The sequence below is a fragment of the Anaerococcus martiniensis genome, from assembly GCF_043187485.1.
In the GTDB taxonomy this organism is placed as follows: Bacteria; Bacillota; Clostridia; order Tissierellales; family Peptoniphilaceae; genus Anaerococcus; species Anaerococcus martiniensis.
The window spans coordinates 144094-162471 of sequence record NZ_CP171106.1 but is presented as its reverse complement, the minus strand read 5'-3'; the positions used below and the strand labels follow the sequence as shown (position 1 = coordinate 162471).

Sequence of the window (18378 nt, the reverse complement as noted above, 5' to 3'; positions counted from 1 at the left end):
ATGATTGAAATTACAATATCAAAAAATGATGCTAATCAAAGATTTGATAGATTTTTAAGAAAATATTTTGAAAATGCTCCCTTATCAGTTATACAAAAAAATATTAGAAAAAAGAATTTTAAGATAAACGATAGCAGAGCCAAAGCTGATACTTTTGTCTATGAAAATGATAAAATTAAAATGTATATCTCAGATGAAAATTATGAGAAATGGATTACAAAAACTGATTTTAAACCAATTGATTTTAATTTTGATATAGTTTTTGAAGATGAAAATATTATTTTAATGGATAAGGATAGTGGGGTTTTAACCCATTCAACAAATAAAAATGATTATGGAAATAATCTGGTTGACTTTATGCTCTCATATCTTTATAAAACTCAACAAGTTGACAAAAGTGATAAAACTTTTAACCCCGCTGTTGTAAATAGACTTGATAGAAATACAGCTGGTATTGTGATTGGTGCAAAAAATGCAGATTCACTTAGAGCTTTAAATGAAGCTATTAGAGAAAATAAGATAGAGAAATATTATCTAACATTAGTAAAGGGCGAAATAACCAAAAACTTCACAGTAGATACAAATATTTCGAAAAATGAAAATAAGAATAAAATAAAAAGCTCTAAAGATGGATCTAGAATAATAACACATTTTAGACCTATTGAAAGCAATGGAGAATACACACTTTTAGAATGCCTGTTAGTTACGGGAAAAACTCATCAAATTAGATTTTCACTAGCTCAAAACAAGACTCCTATTATTGGAGATAGAAAATACGGAGATAAAAATACTAATAAGTTTTTAAATGAAAAATTTAAAATCAATAACCAAATTCTATTAGCATATAAGATTGTTTTTAATGAGATAGAAAATTTAGAATATTTAAAAAATAAATCTTTTGAGTCTAAGAAAACAAATGATATACTAAAATTAAAAGAAAAAATATTTACTTTATAGGTGGGATAATGAAAAAAGTTATTGGTATAGATTTAGGTGGGACTAAGATAAATGCTTGTTTGATAGACGAAAATGGAGAAGTCCTTCAAAGAAGTAATGTAGTTACTGAGGCGAGCAAAGGAAGAGAAGTAGTCTTAGAAAATATTAAAAAATCAATAGAAAAACTGGATTACAAAGATGCTTTAGCAATAGGCATAGGTACACCAGGATTTATTGATGCGGAAAATGGAATAGTTACCTTTGCTGGAAATATAGAAGGATGGACTGGTCTTAACTTAAAGAAAGCTGTAGAAGAATTTGTAGATGTCCCTGTATTTGTAGAAAATGATGCAAATATTGCTTTACTTGCTGAAAAGTGGATTGGATCTGCTAAAAATTATAAAGATATTGTAATGATTACACTAGGAACAGGTGTAGGTGGGGCAGTTTATAATGAAAAATCAGGTCTACTTTCTGGTTCTCATTTTCAAGGAGCAGAGCTTGGCCATATAATTTTACATCCAGATGGGGATTATTGTACTTGCGGTCAACATGGATGTGTTGAAGCCTATTGTGCAGGTAGTTCTATAAGCAAACACTATGAAAAACTTACTGGAGAAGTTCTTTCTGGAGAAGAAATATTAAAATTATGTCACAAAGATATAGCAGCAGAAAAAGTTTTAAATCAATATCAAAAAGATTTGGCATATTTTTTGACAAGTTTAAGAAATATTTTTGATCCAGAAGCTATTGTAATTGGTGGTGGAGTAATCCATTCTAAAGACATTTGGTGGAATGGTATGATAGAAAAGTTTAATCAAGCTTGCAATAAAACTGAAAGTATAAACATTATACCAGCAAGATTTTTAAATGATGCAGGTGTTATAGGTGCTGGAAAAATTGCTTTTGAAAGGATAAGAAATGGAAAATAATAAGGTTTTGATTCTAGATGATGAAGATTCTATAAGACAGTTTATGAAAATAAACCTTGAATATCAAGGCTACCAGACAGTTGAGGCTGCTAGTGGGGAAGAAGCAATAAGAGTTTTTGAAGAAGAAAACCCAGCAGTAGCTATATTAGATGTTATGCTTCCTGGAATAAGTGGATATGAAGTTTGCCAAGCTATCAGAGAAAAATCTCCCAGAACTGGAATTATAATGGTTTCTGCAAAATCACAAGACATAGATAAAATTTTAGGGCTTGAAAGAGGGGCAGATGACTATATAATTAAACCATTTAACCCCCAAGAATTGATTTTAAGAGTTAGGTCTCTTATGAGAAGGGTAAACCTTAGCTCGGCAGAACCAGAAAATAAAAATACAAATACACTTTCCGATGGTCCATTTACATTAGATTTGTACTCAAAATCATTTTATAAAAATCAGACAGAGATAGATGTTACTCCAACTGAGTTTGCAATACTTAAAAACTTTATACAAAACAAAGGAAAGGCAATGACTCGAGATGAAATAATGGAGCAAACTTGGGGAGAAAATTATAGCAATGATACCAAAATTGTTGATGTAAACATCAGAAGAATAAGATCAAAAATTGAAGAGGATCCAGCAAAACCTCAATTTATTGAAACAGTGTGGGGCACAGGCTATAGATGGAAGTAGAATCAAAAAATACCAGCATATTAAAATCAAATAATTCCTACAGGCAAACTATTATTAGAATTATAATGCTTTTTGTAATTACTGTTGTTATAGGTTTTGAGATTTTTGCTTACAATAGTATAAGAAACTACTATGAGTCAGCCCTAATTGGATCAATGCTTAATCAAGCCAGAATAAACCAATTGCAATTTAACAACTATATGAATAGATATGATTTATCAGATATTATAATCGGGGATAAAAATGCTTTTTACAGAAATAACGAAACTCAGGTTCAAATATTGGATAATTCTGGAACTGTTCTTTTCGATTCTCAAGCTAGCAATTTAGTAGGTGTTGAGCTTTCTACTTTAGATGTTAATAATGCAAAAGAAGGTCAGCAAGGCACATTTAAAAGTATAAATAATCAAACAAATGAAGAAGTATTATCACTTTCATATCCACTAAGCTCTAATGAGAATCAATCGGGAATTCTCAGGTTAACTTCATCTATGAGTAAAGTCAATCAGAGAATAAAAAATGATATGATTTTTTACATAATATTTGGAATTTCGGTTATTATTATTACATTTTTGGTAGCTTTATTGGCTTCCAAACGTGTTATTGCACCAATTTTAGATTTGATTGGAGTATCTGAAAAGCTAGCAGCAGGCGATTTTAAACAAAGAGCCAAAGTAGAAGGTAATGATGAATTATCTGAATTAGCTTCTACTTTAAACTTTATGAGCGATAATATTGTAAAAAGAGAGGATATGAAAAATGAGTTTATATCTTCTGTTTCACACGAGCTTAGAACACCTTTAACTTCAATAAAAGGATGGGCTATAACCCTTCAATCAAAAGATATACAAGAAAATCATGATATGCTCAATCAAGGACTATCAATTATTGAAAGTGAAGGCGATAGATTATCAATGATGGTAGAGGATTTACTAGATTTTTCAAGACTACAATCAAGTAATTTTAAATACAATAAAGATAGGCTCGATATTGTAGAGCTTGTAAAACAAGTCCACACTCAACTTACACCACGTGCTACAAATGAAAATATAGAATTTACCATAACAAGTATTTACAAATCCGTAATGGTTTATGCTGATAAAAACCGTATGAAAGAAGTGTTTATCAATATAATTGACAACGCTATAAAATTTACAGATGATGGTGGGAAGATAGAGATCCTAATAGATCAGATCGATAATAATGTTTCGGTAACTATTAAGGATAATGGTGAAGGCATAAAAGAAGATGAAATTGCCTTTGTTTCAAGTAAATTTTACAAGGGTAGCTCATCAAAGTCTCAGACAGGTTTGGGACTTTCAATTTGTGAAGAGATCATAAAGGCTCATGATGGAAAACTAACAATAAAAAGTAAGTATGGGTCAGGAACATCTGTCATAGTAGAAATACCGAGGTTAGAAGATGACAAAGAGAATTAAATTTATATTAGGGTTAATAATAGCAATTTTTCTTACATCTTGTACCAATTCAAATCCTGAAGAATTAAGTGATTTAATAAAAGCACCAGAAACTTCTAGTCCTATTTTAGAGGGGACTTGGCAAGTAAGTAAAATTGAAGATATAACAAATAATAATCCAATTTCAGATATACAAATTGGTGAAAAACTATATATAGATAAAAATCTAGTGGCCATGAATGATGAATATGCTTTTCCTCCCACATTTACTTCAAAATATGTAAATTTATATGAATATTTAGCTAATAGAGGTTATGATTTTGAAAAAATAGAAAAAGAAGAATCAGCAATAATAGTCAATGCATCTGAAGGGCAATTTTTTGCAAGAGATTTTATACAAAGAAGTGAAGATGAAATATTTTTTATTGCTGATGATAAAATTGTATACCTATCTAGATTTTCAAAAACTGTTGATCCAGAGATAATAGACAAATATACAATACTTGCTAATAAGGAACGTGTTGATTTAAAATCCGATCAAAATGCAGTTGAAGATACAAGTTTGCTATTAGGGGTAAGGGAACGAATAGATTTATCTGATGGAAAACAGGATTACGACTATTACACTTATTATGTAAACATAAACCCAAATGGAAAAGTACATTATAAAAAAGCTTATGATATTTTTTTACGCGGACAAAACGAATATTGGAAAGTTAGGTCACCTAAAAGTAGTGTAACTGAATTATTTGATAAAATTGAAGCTTTTCCTGCTAGACTAGAAAATGAAATGGACGAGCAAGATAATATTAATCGTTACAGCTTTAAAGACTTTGATATGGATATAAGATTAAATTATGTTGATATGAATTTTATTTCTTTTTCATATACAACACCCTTATTTGACAATACCATTACACAGTATGGAGTCTTAGGAACTAACGAGCTTGAGGATAATAAATTAGTATCTATAGAAGAATTTACTGGTGAGCAGGATGCCTACGATCAGTTTAAGAACATGGTTATAAATGAAGCAACAAATAAGGACTCAAAAATAGATCCCAACGATTTAATAATAGAAAATACGAATTTTGGCTTGGTAAGAGATAATGGAGCATGGAGTATCCAAACTTCAATTTATACTGAGGAAAGTCAAAAAACAGCTTCTAGTCAAATTCCTGTAAGAAACTATATCGAAGAAAATACATCTTCAGATTTATTCGTTAGCCGAGATCAAGTTAGAAATATAAATCCACAAGAAAAAGATTATAAGCTGATTCCTAATACAAAATATTTAATTATACAAACAGCTGATGAAATTTTATTTCATAGGATAAATGATGGAAATATTGAAAAGAATCCATTTTTCTCAATACCAACACCAAATCCTACCACCTTTATTTCCTTTGACCAACAAATCGGAACCAATGCTAAAAGTCTAGAGCAGACCTTTGTAAACTCAAATACAATAATTGGTGGAAATTAATTTATTGAAAGTGTTTTTTTAAAATGTTATCATATTTCTAGGAGAGATTATGGAAATAGTATTCGCAAGCGGTAATATCGATAAAGTTAATCAAGTAAAACTCATCTTAGATGAAGTAGATTTAAAGACCCCAGTAGATTTTGGAATAGAAAACTACGAGGTTGAAGAAAATGGCAAAACCTTAAAAGAAAATGCCTATAAAAAAGCAAAAGCACTTTTTGATTTGATAAATAAAGCAACAATAGCAGATGATACTGGATTATTTGTAAAATCATTAGACGGTAGACCAGGGGTATATTCCCACAGATATGCAAATCAAAATCCCACTTATAAAGAAAATCGAGATAAATTATTAAGTGAATTAGAAGAAAAAATCGATCGTAGAGCATATTTTGAAACTTGTCTTTGCTTTATAGATGAAAACGGAGATGACCACTACTTTTTTGGTAAACTTCCGGGTACCATTACAAGTCAAGAAAGTGGAGATTATGATTTTGGCTATGATCAAATCTTCATGCCGGATAATTTTGATATTACTCTTGGAGAGATGACTAAAGAAGAAATAAATAAAATTTCTCATAGGTCAAAGGCCTTTAGCCAATTTAAAGAATATTTAAGAAAGAAACAATAATGAAAGTATTAGTAACAAGTGACACTCATGGGATTTATACCCAAATACGCGATTACATTTTAAGCCACGATGACATCGATTTGTTAATACATGCAGGAGATGGAGTTGGTGATGTTGAAAGTATTGGCTATGAAACGGGTATAAATTATGAAGTTGTTACAGGAAATAATGACTACTCTTCAAATGAAGCTTTTGATAAGGTGATTGAAGTTTATGACTTAAGAATTTTTCTCACACATGGTCATAGATATGATGTTTATTATGGAGAAGACAAAATCTTAGTAAAAGCAAAAGAACTAGATTGTGATATAGCAATCCATGGCCATACCCACGAATGCATAAATACTTTAAAAGATGGAGTTACTATACTTAATCCAGGGTCAGTAAGTATGCCAAGAGATGATAATCCTGGGTTTTTCATCTTAGATATAAACAAAAGCTCTTTTGAAGTAACAAGAGTAAAGACAAATAAGGAGTTCTAATGACAGGTTTGATTAATCTTATCACTCAGTATTCATCAAAATTAAATATATTACCTATAGTTGTTGTGATGAATATTATAATAACCGTCCTTATTCATTTTTTAACAAAAAAGAAATTTCCAAAATTTTTACCATCTTTGATATTAGGTATTGGAGCATTGGCTTTATTAATTTATTCTTTAAAAATATTTACATCATCAAGAGGTTTAGACATAACTTGGATAGCAGTATTTTTAGGAACTAGTGCCTTAGTTGGATTATTTACATGCTTTATAATTGATTTAGTTATTTCTATAAGAAAAACTAGCACAAGCATGGAGAAAAATGAAGTATATGTAGCTCAAAAACCAAGAAATATTAGAAAGAAAAAGTCTAATAATATAGAAAAAGCGAGAGTGGCTAAAAAAACAAAGACTAATAACAATTCAAAGGATGAGCCTAGTAAGTTTCATACAAAAAAGATAAAAGCCAATCCAGATGGAAAAGTAAAAGCTAATAGGAAAAATAAATTAAAAGACAAAGATATAATTACATTTGAATCTGAAGACTAAGTCAAGGAGTACGTATGGATAAAGCAGCATTTTTTGATATAGATGGTACACTTTTTAGAAATAGTTTACTGATAGAACATTTTTTACTTTTAACTGCTGATGGCATTATCGACAAAAAAGCATGGACAGAAGAAATTGGACCACTATTTGACAAATATCAAAATAGACTTGGTGCATACGAAGATTATCTAGACAAGGCTTCTCTTGTTTACCAGCAAACCTTGGCAGGAATTGATAAGGCAACTATTGATAAATACTCAGATATTGTTATAGAACAGAACAAAAATAAGGTTTATAGAATAACCAAAAATGCAGTGAAGTTTCATAAAGAAAATGGATATAAAATATTTTTTATATCAGGATCTCCCATGTTTTTAGTAGAGCATTTTGGAGAAATTTATGGGGCAGATGAAAGTATTTCAACCCTATATGAATTTGATCAAAACAGTACCTTTACAGGAAAAGTGACTCCTATGTGGGATAATAGAAGTAAATTAGGTGCTGTGATGGAGCTTTCAAAAAAGTATAATTTAGATTTGGATGCTTCATATGCTTACGGGGACACTAATGGTGACTTAACCATGTTTCAGATGGTAGGAAATCCTCATGCTATAAATCCTTCTTTTGAATTAATCAATAAGCTTTATACTGATAATGAACTTCGCGAAAAAACAGTTATTGATATAGAAAGAAAAGATGTGAATTATAGTTTTAAACTGAGTGATATGAAGGCAAGTTTTAAAAAGTTTTAAAAATTTTGATGAATAAAATTTTATTTTAAAAATCTTATAAGCTAAATTGTAAGTTTAATATACATTAATAAACACTTACTGTATATTTTTACGAATAATTTAGTTTTTTTTATTCTGTGGATAAATATATCTAAATAAATTTATTGTCATATATGTTAGAATAGTTACACGAGGTATAAGGAATGAAGGCAGAAGTAAATGAACAATATCCTATAATTGAAAAACTTGAATACAATTTTTTGATAAATGAAGATATATACTCATTTAATACACTTATGTCTTTATTATATGATAAAAACTTTGTAAAGTTCTCCAAAAATGATTACTATGTAAAAGATTATGTGATGAAAAATCTTAAAAAATATTTTTGGAATCTAAGCGATATTGACCAAATCATTTCAACATTAGAAAATTTAATAAAAGATGATCTTAATAGGTACGAATTTTGGATATGTGTAAAGGCGCAGTATAGGGCCTTTAAAGACAAAAAAATGATTGATGATTTGGAATGTGATTTGATAAATGATTTGGGCGTTAGTTTTTTGATGGATAATATATATCCAACATTAAATAAATCTGATGCAAAAATTCTTGATTTGGGAGATAAATACAAATCAAACATTTATAATGATAAAAACTTAGTATCAAAATTAAAGGAAAATATGGGCATATACTGTGATTTGAAAATAAAATCTAAAATATACACCCTAGATCATACTACACACAAACAACTTAGATTTGATACTAGTAGCATTTATACAGAAGATATAACCATAAGTCAAACAAAGAAAATTTATGAAAAATCCCAATCTTATTTATATAAATCAATTGTAGATATTTATGCGGAATATTATTATAGAGGATTGTTAAGAGAAGTATTAGAAAGATATCAATAGAGCTTATTTAAGCTCTTTTTATTTTTAAAATTATGAGAATATTAGGAATAGATCCAGGAATTGCAATCATGGGTTATGGCGTGGTTGATTTTGACGGAAATAAGGTTAAAGTAATAGAAAATGGTGTAATTACAACATCTAGCAAGACAAAAACACCAGAAAGATTAGAAATTTTGTATGACAATCTGGATGAAATCATAAAAGAATTTCAGCCAGATGAATTTGCAATTGAGGAATTATTTTTCAATCAAAATGTAAAAACAGCCATAACAGTTGGTCATGCTAGGGGTATCCAAGTTTTATGTGCCCAACAAAATAAACTACCAATTTACGAATACACACCACTGCAAATAAAGCAAGCTATAACTGGGTATGGTAGGGCTACAAAAAGCCAAATGCAAAAAACTGTAACTACTCTTTTGAATTTAAAGCAAATACCAAAGCCAGATGATGCAGCAGATGCACTTTCTGTTGCTCTTTGTCATGCTTTAAGTCAGAGATTTAAAGAAAACTTTAGGATGAATTAATGATTTCATATATTATCGGTGATGTAAGGACGATAAATGAAGAAGATTTTATAATAGAAAATAATAATATGGGTTATCAAATCAAAACTTCTTTATCAACTCTTGCGCTAATTGAATTAAATAATGAATATAAAATATATACATCTCTTCAAGTAAGGGAAGATGATATGAGCCTATATGGTTTTTACTCAAAAGAAGAATTAGAAATGTTTTTACTTTTAACATCTGTTTCTTCAATAGGCCCAAAAAATGCCATAACAATATTATCTTCCTTAGGAGTAGAAGATATTAAGCTTGCTATTGCAAACAATGATATAGATGCACTTACAAGAGCAAAGGGTGTTGGCAAGAAAACTGCCAGTAGGATTATTTTAGAATTAATGGATAAGGTAAAACTTATGCCATTAGCTAAAAAATCAGATAAATCTGTTAATCTTCCTGCAAACGAAGATTTAGATGTAGCAAAAGAAGCGCTAATAAATTTAGGTTATGCTCAAAATGATATTTCTAATGTATTGTTAGAATTAAAAGATATGGACCTATCACTTGAAGAATTGATAAAAGAAAGCTTAAAAAGACTAATTTAGGGGCAAATCATGTATGATGAAAATGAAAGAATAGTTGGATCTAACGAATTAAAAGAGGATTTAACTAACGAAAATTCAATAAGACCTAAATGGCTAAAAGATTATATTGGACAAGATAAGGTAAAAGAAAAACTAGATATTTTCATAAAATCTTCTCTATCAAGAAAAGAACCATTAGACCACGTTTTACTGCAAGGCCCACCAGGACTTGGTAAGACTACACTTTCATCAATTATTGCAAATGAACTAGGTGTAAATTTGAGAGTAACAAGTGGTCCTGCCATAGAGCGTCCATCAGATTTAGCTAGCATACTTACAAATCTTCAACATGGGGATGTTTTATTTATAGATGAAATCCACAGAATAAACCGATCTGTTGAAGAAATTTTGTACTCTGCAATGGAAGATTTTGTTTTAGATATCATAGTAGGTAAAGGACCAAATGCCCAATCAATTAGAATTGACTTAGAAAAATTTACATTGGTAGGCGCAACAACAAGGGCAGGTCAATTATCGGCACCCTTAAGAGATAGGTTTGGAGTTTTACTTTCATTAAACTTATATGATGCAGATGACTTAACAACTATTATTAAACGTTCTGCAAGTATTCTTGATATTGAAATAGATGATGAGGGTGCCTATGAGATTGCAAAAAGATCTAGAGGTACACCAAGAATTGCAAATAGACTTTTAAAAAGAGTTCGCGACTATGCTATTGTTAGAAAAGAAAGCAAGATAGACTGGCAAACAAGTAAAGAAGGTTTAAATTTACTTGAAATAGATGACATGGGTCTAGATACAATGGATAAAAAAATTGTAATGACCATGTATGATAACTTTAATGGAGGCCCTGTAGGAATAGATACTATAGCAGCTTCTACAGGTATTGAAAATGTTACTATAGAAGATGTTTACGAACCATATTTGTTGCAAATAGGTTTTTTATCAAGAACTCCTAGAGGTCGTGTTTTGACACGAAATGCCTATGACCACTATGGATTAGTATATGAGGATTAAATGAAAACAGACGATTTTGATTATTATTTACCAGAAGAACTGATAGCCCAACATCCAGCAGAAAAAAGAGACCATGCAAGACTTTTAGTACTCGATAAAGAAACTGGGGAAAAAGAAGATAAATATTTTTATGATATTATCGACTATTTAAATCCTGGTGATGTTTTAGTAATGAATGATACCAGAGTTATACCAGCTAGACTGTTTGGTCACAGAGTAGATAAGGAAGAGTCTATAGAAGTATTTTTACTCCATAATATAGAAGGAAAAACTTGGGAATGTTTAGTGCGTCCTGGCAAAAAAATGAAAATAGGGACTAAAATTATTTTTTCTGAAGAATTATCAGCAGAAGTTAGGGATATAAAAGAAGATGGTAACAGGATAATTGAGTTTTTCTATGATGGAATCTTTAATGAAATTTTAGATAAACTTGGAAATATGCCTTTGCCACCTTATATAAAAGAAGAGCTAGATGAGCCAGAAGAATACCAAACTGTTTATTCTAAGAATCCAGGTTCAGTAGCAGCACCAACTGCTGGCTTACATTTTACAAAAGAACTTTTAAAACAAATAGAAAAAGAAGGAATTAAATTAGCCTATCTTACATTAAATGTAGGATTGGGTACTTTTAGACCTGTAAGTGTTGATGATGTAAACGACCACAAGATGCATAGTGAATTTTATAGTATTAGCCAAGAAACTGCAGATATAATTAATGAAGCTCATGCAAATGGCAAAAGAGTGATTGCAACGGGAACTACTTCAGTAAGGACGTTAGAAACTGTTTATAAAAATAAGGGTGAGCTAACTGCAGATTCAGGATGGACAGATATCTTTATCTACCCAGGATTTGAATATAAGGTCGTAGATGCTCTTATAACAAATTTCCACCTGCCAAAGTCAACCCTGGTTATGCTAGTAGCAGCACTTACTTCAAAAGATATGATTTTAGACACCTACAAATACGCTGTTAAAGAAAATTACAGGTTCTTTAGCTTTGGCGATGCTATGTTTATTCATTAAGGAGATATTTTGGGATTAAAATTTGAAGTTATAAAAAAAGATAAAAACTCAAACGCAAGAGTGGGTGTAATCCACACCGCCCATGGGGAGATACCAACACCTATTTTTATGCCAGTAGGTACTCTTGGAACTGTAAAAACTATGACAGTCGAAGAATTAAAAGAGATGGATGCCAAAATAATTTTGGGAAATACCTACCACTTATATCTAAAACCTGGCATGGATATTATGAAAAAAGCTGGTGGTCTACATAAATTTATGAATTGGGATAGGCCAATACTTACAGATAGTGGAGGATTCCAGGTATTTTCTTTAGCAGAAAATAGAAAAATAAACGAAAATGGTGTAGAATTCAGATCTCATATTGATGGTTCAAAACATCTATTTACTCCTGAAAAGGCTATTTCTATTCAAAATGATATACATTCTGATATTATGATGAGTTTTGATGAGTGTGTAGAAGCGCCAGCTGATTATGATTATGTAAAGCAATCCATGGAACGTACTATTCGCTGGGCAAAAAGAGGACTTGATTATCATAAGGAACACTCACATCCAGACCAATCATTATTTGGTATTGTCCAAGGTGGTCTATACAAGGACTTAAGAGAAAAATCAGCCCTAGAAACCACTGCTATGGATTTTGATGGTTTTTCTATTGGTGGTCTATCTGTAGGAGAGACTAAAGAGGAAATGATTGATATTTTAAACTTTACTACTCCATTACTTCCTTATGACAAACCTAGATATAATATGGGGGTTGGAACTCCAGATTATTTATTTGAGTCATTTGAAGCAGGAATTGATATGGCAGACTGTGTGCTACCAACAAGAATTGCTAGAAATGGAACAGCCCTTACATCACAAGGAAGACTTGTAGTAAGAAATGCAACTTATAAAGAGGATTTTACCCCTCTAGATCACGAATGTGATTGTTATACTTGTAAAAATTATTCTAGGGCCTATATTAGACATCTGATAAATGCAAATGAAATTCTAGGTGCAAGGTTATTAACCTACCATAACTTATATTTCCTATTAAAAATGTGTGAAAATATAAGGCAATCAATTATGGAAGATAGGTTCTTAGAATACAAAGAAGAATTTTATCAAAAATATGGCTATTAAATGAGACTTGAATATATAATATTAATTATCCTATTATTTGGATTTTATGAGACATCTATAAAAGATGATATAAAAAGAAAGAAAAATAGAGAATATGTATATAATAATCTAGAAATAGGTTCAAAAATTGTTACTTATACAGGAATAATTGGTGAAGTTACTGATATAGATGGAGAAGTAGTGACAATTTTGTCTGGTACATTTGATAGTATAAGTAAAATTAAGATAAAAAAATCTGAAGTTGAAAATATCATTTAAAAAGGGGCAGCAATGCCTCTTTTATTTTATAAAAAGTTAAAAAATGGTATAATTTTCCTATTAGGGATGGTGAAGCAATGAGCAATTGGTTTATATATAACAAAAAAGAAAATTATATAAATAACTTAAAACATAATAATATTACCAAACTTGAAGCTTTAATTTTAGCAAATAGGGACATAGTGGGTGAACAAACGTTAGAAATGTTTTTAAATCCAAGTTTGGATAAATTACATGATCCATTTTTGCTAAGAGATATGGACAAAGCTGTAAATGTAATTATTGAAACTATGAAAGTAGGGGGCGAAATTAGAATTTTTGGTGACTATGACCAAGACGGTATAGCTTCTGTAATGACTCTCCTTGACGGTCTACTTTTTTATTATGACAACATTAGCTATGACATCCCGCAAAGAGTAAAAGAAGGATATGGAATATCATCTGGCATGGTGGAAAAAGCTATAGCAGACAATGTTAGCTTAATCATAACATGTGATAATGGTATTACTGGATTTGATCAAGTAAAAGAATTAAAAAAGGCTGGATTAAATGTAATTGTTACCGATCACCATGAGATAGAAACTTCAAATAATGGTGAATGGGCTAGACAGATTTTGCCAGAAGCTGATGCTGTTATCAATCCTAAAAGAATAGACCAGGATTATCCGTTCAAAGATTTATGTGGAGCTGCGGTTTGTTTTAAATTAATGACTGCTCTATTTCAAAATCTTGACGGAGATTTTGATTATCTTTACGGCCTTTTAGAATATGTAGCCATGGGCACTATTTGTGATATAGTTTCTCTTACTGATGAAAATAGAATATTTGTAATAGAAGGACTTAAAAGATTAAATTATACTGAAAAATTAGGAATTAAAGCAGTTCTCGAAGAAAGTTCTTGGACTAAAGAAATTGATGTTTACACTCTTGGGTTTATATTGGGTCCTACTATGAATGCTACAGGTAGACTATCTTCTGCAAAAATGGCTATAGAATTATTGATGGAAGAAGATATCGATAGAATTTATGAGCTTGCTAAGGAATTAGTTGAACTAAACAACGAGAGAAAAAATTTAACTAAAGAAGGGCTTGATAAGTGCCTTGCAACTATAGAAGAAAACAAATATTATGAAGATGATGTAATAGTTGTCTATGAGCCTTCAATAAATGAATCAATATGTGGGATTGTTGCAGGACGTATAAAAGAAAAATATTATAGACCAACTATTATTCTTACAAATTCAAACACTGAAGGCCTCGTAAAAGGATCAGGGAGATCTATTGAAACTTATAATATCTACCAAGAAGTTTTAAAGTTTAAGGAAAATTTGGAATCATTTGGTGGTCATCCAATGGCTTGTGGACTTTCTATAAATATAGATAGAATTGATGATTTAAGAAAATTTTTAAATGATAATTCATCATTGACTGATACACAAAAACAAAAAATAATAAACATTGATAAGGCAATTGATATTTCTAAACTTTCATTAGAATTTGCAGAGAGCTTAGAAAAACTTCAGCCATTTGGAAAAGATTTTGAAAAACCTATTTTTGCTGATAAGAGCGTAGATATAAGTCAAATCGCAATGATAGGCAAAGATAAGAAAACTATGAAAGTCTCCCTCCACAAGAATGGCGTATATGTAAATGCTATTAAATTTAATGCAGTAGATGATTATGAATATTTGCGAAACAAATTTAATGGCCAAATAGAAGGAAAAAAAATTGATGTAGTCTATTACCCAGATATAAATGAGTTTAGAGGCAATAGAAATCTTCAGTTAAAGCTTATTGATATTAGATGAGGTAAATATGGCAACAGATTTTGATTTAGAATTTGAAAAACTCAAGGAAGTAATCCTAGGAAATAATCCAAACGCTGATTTGGAATTAATAAAAAAAGCATATTATTTTGGGGAACTCAATCATAGGGGTCAAAAAAGAAACTCTGGCGAAGATTACTTCATCCACCCAATAGCAGTAGCAAAAACCATTTCAAATATGAAACTTGATGATCAAACTATTTGTGCTGGACTTATGCATGATGTTTTGGAAGATACATCCATAACATATGAAGAAATGGAAGAAGAATTTGGTCAAGAAATAACTTTTCTTGTAGATGGGGTTACCAAGCTTAAAAATTTGCATTATAGTTCTAGAGAGGAAAAACAAGCTGAAAACATCAGAAAAATGGTTATGGCCATGTCCAATGATGTTAGGGTAGTTTTGATAAAACTTGCTGATAGACTTCACAACATGCGTACTTTGGAATATAAGACCCGCGAAAAACAAGTTCAAACAGCAACAGAAACTTTAGAAATTTACGTTCCATTAGCACACAGACTTGGAATATATTCTTTAAAATGGGAATTAGAAGACTTATGTTTAAGATACCAAGAGCCGGAAAGATACTATGAGCTAGCCGAAATGGTTTCTCAAAAAAGACGTGAAAGAGAAGCCTATATCAATGAAATAATTGAAAGCTTAACATCGGAACTAGAGGATAGCAAAATTAATTTTGAAATCAGTGGCAGACCTAAGTCTCTATATTCAATATATAAAAAAATGAAAAGAAATGATATTGAATTTGAGGAGATATACGATTTAACCGCTGTTAGAGTTTTGGTAGATACAATAGCAGAATGCTATGAAGTATTAGGAAAAGTACACTCCTTATGGAGACCTATTCCAAATAGGATAAAAGACTATATTGGTCAGCCAAAACCAAATGGATATAGGTCACTTCATACTACAGTTTTTGGAGAAGATTCTAGGCCTTTTGAAGTTCAAATCCGTACCCGCCAGATGCACAAAGAATGTGAGTACGGTGTGGCTGCCCACTGGAGATACAAGGAAAATAATTCAAAGGGATCTGATTTTGACGATGCCATGGAATTTTTGCGACGTATTATGGAATGGCAAAATGAAGGTGGGGCAGACTCAGATAGCAAAGAGTTTATGGAAACTCTAAAGACAGACTTCTTCTCAAGGGAAATTTATGTTTATTCTCCAGCCGGGGAAATATATTCTCTTCCATTAGGCTCTTGTGCAATAGATTTTGCTTATAAGGTGCACACAGAAGTTGGAAATAAGTGTATAGGAGCAAAGGTAAATGGCTCAATAGTACCAATAACTCAAAAATTAAAAACAGGTGATGTTATTGAAATACTTACTAGTAAAAATTCAGCAGGACCAAGCAAAGATTGGTTAAATATAGTAAAAAGTAATCAAGCAAAAACTAAGATTAAACAATTCTTTAAGAAAAATGGTAAAGAAGAAAATATAGAAATAGGAAAAACTCAGATTATCCGAGATATTAAAAAACATAGGGAAGGTTATAAGTCTCTTCTAAAAGACGAATGGGTTGATGAAATTGCAAATGAGTTGGGGTTTCCCACCCAAGATGAGATGTACGCGGCCGTTGGTTACGGTAGAATTACTAGTGAGCAGATAATTCAAAAGCTCATAAAAAAAGAGAAAGAATTAGAAGAAAAGCAACAAGCTATAAGCACTCCAGTCGAGATAAAAAATGAGGATGAAAAACCAGTAGCTTCCAAAGGAGAAGTTAGGGTTAGTGACTTTGACGATGATATAGAAGTAAAATTTGCAAAATGCTGCACACCAGTTCCTGGCGATCCAATTATTGGATTTATCACAAAAGGAAATGGAATTTCAGTTCATACTAAAAATTGCCCAAATATCATACATAGTCACGCTCCAGAAAGACTGATTGATGTTTACTGGCAAAATGAAGCAACTGATAAATTCCCTGTAAAAATACAACTAATAGCAGCAAATTCACCGTCTGTAATTTATGATATTACAAAGATGATTTCTACAGTTAATGTAAATATAGCTGGAATGAATGCAAGACTTAGTGAAGGCGAAGAGGGAATAATTGATTTAACAGTTGAAGTTAAGAGTTTGGAACAGTTAGATGATGTTATGGCGAAATTAAAATCGCTAAATACAGTTTATAGCGTATATAGGGTTAATAATTAATGAGAGCAGTAATACAACAAGTAAAAAATGCAAATGTAGTAGTAGATAACGAAGAAATTTCTAAGATTGATAAGGGTTTTTTGGTTTTCCTAGGCGTAAAAGATACTGATACTATGGATGATCTTGCCTACGTAAAGAAAAAAATTGAAAAACTTAGAATTTTTGAAGATAAAGATGGGAAAATGAATTTATCAATAAGCGATGTAGGGGGAAAAATACTCCTAGTTTCACAATTTACTCTATTTGGAGATGTGAGAAAAGGAAACAGACCATCCTTCATAGAGGCAGCTAGGCCAGAAAAAGCTAATGAATTTTATGAAATAATGAAAAATGAGCTTATGGAAGATGGTTTTGAAGTAGAAACTGGTAAGTTTCAAACCCATATGGAAGTTGGTCTTGTAAATGATGGGCCTACAACAATTCTTATTGACAGTGAAAGGATTCTCTAAATGGAAATTAAGAGATTTCCCCTTGGACCTGTTCTGACAAATTTATATGTCGTTAGTGAAAATGGACATGGATTTATAGTAGATGCAGTAGCGAAAAGTGATTTAGTTACAGACTATATAAAAGATAATAATATCAAAATTGATTTTATATTACAGACTCATACTCACTTTGATCATGTTTTAGGTTTAGAATATTATAAAAATTTATATAATGTAGATGTATTTGCATCTAGTGAATCCAGAGATATTGCAAATGACAAATATTACAATCTGGCATATGACTATGATGATTTAAATGTGCCTATAGATAATTTTTTAAAAGACAATGAAGTAATTACAGATTTTAAAATAAAGGCTTTAAAAACTCCTGGACATAGCCTAGACTCAATAAGTTATTTAATTGGAGATCATTTATTTTCAGGGGATACCTTATTTAGAGGAAGCATTGGTAGAACAGATTTTCCAGGCGGAGATTATGAGACTTTGATTGGATCTATAAATGAAAAATATAGGGTATTAGATTCAAATACAGTAGTTTATCCTGGGCACGGTGAGAAAACAAGTTTGGATTATGAATTTAATAATAATCCATTTTTAATATAAGGAGAGTAT

General features: G+C 30.7%; 20 protein-coding genes. All 20 read left to right on the top strand.

Annotated elements, in window-relative coordinates:
• The 20 genes from ACF3NF_RS00820 (at position 1) to ACF3NF_RS00725 (ending at position 18369) form a co-directional block, all read left to right on the top strand.
• Positions 1–957: an RluA family pseudouridine synthase gene (locus tag ACF3NF_RS00820; protein ID WP_394023373.1), complete on the top strand. Its 957-nt coding sequence runs from the start codon at positions 1–3 to the stop codon at positions 955–957.
• A gap of 8 nt (positions 958–965) precedes the next feature.
• On the top strand, positions 966–1868 hold the full coding sequence (locus ACF3NF_RS00815) for an ROK family protein (protein WP_394023371.1): 903 nt from the start codon (positions 966–968) through the stop codon (positions 1866–1868).
• The gene (locus ACF3NF_RS00810) at positions 1858–2556 is read left to right on the top strand and encodes a response regulator (protein WP_262122224.1); all 699 of its coding nucleotides are present in this window, start codon (positions 1858–1860) and stop codon (positions 2554–2556) included. The genes ACF3NF_RS00815 and ACF3NF_RS00810 overlap by 11 nt, the downstream gene beginning before the upstream one ends.
• Positions 2547–3995 carry a sensor histidine kinase gene (locus ACF3NF_RS00805; protein ID WP_394023369.1) on the top strand — a complete coding sequence of 483 codons (1449 nt, stop codon included), beginning with the start codon at positions 2547–2549 and terminating at the stop codon, positions 3993–3995. The genes ACF3NF_RS00810 and ACF3NF_RS00805 overlap by 10 nt, the downstream gene beginning before the upstream one ends.
• On the top strand, positions 3979–5460 hold the full coding sequence (locus ACF3NF_RS00800) for a hypothetical protein (RefSeq protein WP_394023367.1): 1482 nt from the start codon (positions 3979–3981) through the stop codon (positions 5458–5460). The genes ACF3NF_RS00805 and ACF3NF_RS00800 overlap by 17 nt, the downstream gene beginning before the upstream one ends.
• Positions 5461–5509: 49 nt before the next feature.
• Positions 5510–6091, top strand: coding sequence for an RdgB/HAM1 family non-canonical purine NTP pyrophosphatase (gene rdgB / locus ACF3NF_RS00795; RefSeq protein ID WP_262122227.1), 582 nt, complete (start codon positions 5510–5512; stop codon positions 6089–6091).
• Complete coding sequence (locus ACF3NF_RS00790; protein ID WP_394023365.1) at positions 6091–6573, top strand: YfcE family phosphodiesterase; 483 nt, start codon at positions 6091–6093, stop codon at positions 6571–6573. The genes rdgB and ACF3NF_RS00790 overlap by 1 nt, the downstream gene beginning before the upstream one ends.
• Complete coding sequence (locus tag ACF3NF_RS00785) at positions 6573–7124, top strand: hypothetical protein (protein ID WP_394023363.1); 552 nt, start codon at positions 6573–6575, stop codon at positions 7122–7124. Before ACF3NF_RS00790 ends, ACF3NF_RS00785 begins: the two co-directional genes overlap by 1 nt.
• A gap of 14 nt (positions 7125–7138) precedes the next feature.
• Positions 7139–7876, top strand: a complete 738-nt coding sequence (locus ACF3NF_RS00780) for an HAD family hydrolase (RefSeq protein WP_394023361.1) — start codon at positions 7139–7141, stop codon at positions 7874–7876.
• Between the two features lie 182 nt (positions 7877–8058).
• Entirely contained in the window at positions 8059–8772 is a 714-nt protein-coding gene (locus tag ACF3NF_RS00775; RefSeq protein ID WP_262122231.1) for a hypothetical protein, read from the top strand.
• Positions 8773–8804: 32 nt separating this feature from the next.
• Positions 8805–9299 (top strand): crossover junction endodeoxyribonuclease RuvC, encoded by a 495-nt coding sequence (gene ruvC, locus ACF3NF_RS00770; RefSeq protein ID WP_262122232.1) that lies wholly within the window; start codon positions 8805–8807, stop codon positions 9297–9299.
• On the top strand, positions 9299–9886 hold the full coding sequence (gene ruvA, locus ACF3NF_RS00765) for a Holliday junction branch migration protein RuvA (protein ID WP_262122233.1): 588 nt from the start codon (positions 9299–9301) through the stop codon (positions 9884–9886). Before ruvC ends, ruvA begins: the two co-directional genes overlap by 1 nt.
• 9 nt (positions 9887–9895) lie before the next feature.
• On the top strand, positions 9896–10903 hold the full coding sequence (gene ruvB, locus ACF3NF_RS00760) for a Holliday junction branch migration DNA helicase RuvB (protein WP_394023359.1): 1008 nt from the start codon (positions 9896–9898) through the stop codon (positions 10901–10903).
• Complete coding sequence (queA, locus tag ACF3NF_RS00755; RefSeq protein WP_394023357.1) at positions 10904–11926, top strand: tRNA preQ1(34) S-adenosylmethionine ribosyltransferase-isomerase QueA; 1023 nt, start codon at positions 10904–10906, stop codon at positions 11924–11926.
• A gap of 9 nt (positions 11927–11935) precedes the next feature.
• Positions 11936–13054, top strand: a complete 1119-nt coding sequence (gene tgt / locus ACF3NF_RS00750) for a tRNA guanosine(34) transglycosylase Tgt (protein WP_394023356.1) — start codon at positions 11936–11938, stop codon at positions 13052–13054.
• Complete coding sequence (locus tag ACF3NF_RS00745) at positions 13055–13312, top strand: preprotein translocase subunit YajC (protein ID WP_394023355.1); 258 nt, start codon at positions 13055–13057, stop codon at positions 13310–13312. It abuts the gene before it with no gap.
• 77 nt (positions 13313–13389) lie between these two features.
• Positions 13390–15120 carry a single-stranded-DNA-specific exonuclease RecJ gene (recJ, locus tag ACF3NF_RS00740; protein WP_394023354.1) on the top strand — a complete coding sequence of 577 codons (1731 nt, stop codon included), beginning with the start codon at positions 13390–13392 and terminating at the stop codon, positions 15118–15120.
• Between the two features lie 7 nt (positions 15121–15127).
• Positions 15128–17317: a RelA/SpoT family protein gene (locus ACF3NF_RS00735; RefSeq protein WP_394023352.1), complete on the top strand. Its 2190-nt coding sequence runs from the start codon at positions 15128–15130 to the stop codon at positions 17315–17317.
• Complete coding sequence (gene dtd, locus ACF3NF_RS00730) at positions 17317–17766, top strand: D-aminoacyl-tRNA deacylase (protein ID WP_394023350.1); 450 nt, start codon at positions 17317–17319, stop codon at positions 17764–17766. The genes ACF3NF_RS00735 and dtd overlap by 1 nt, the downstream gene beginning before the upstream one ends.
• A complete protein-coding gene (locus tag ACF3NF_RS00725) occupies positions 17767–18369 on the top strand; it encodes an MBL fold metallo-hydrolase (RefSeq protein ID WP_394023348.1) in 603 nt (200 codons plus the stop codon). It abuts the gene before it with no gap.
• The last annotated feature ends 9 nt before the right edge of the window (positions 18370–18378 follow it).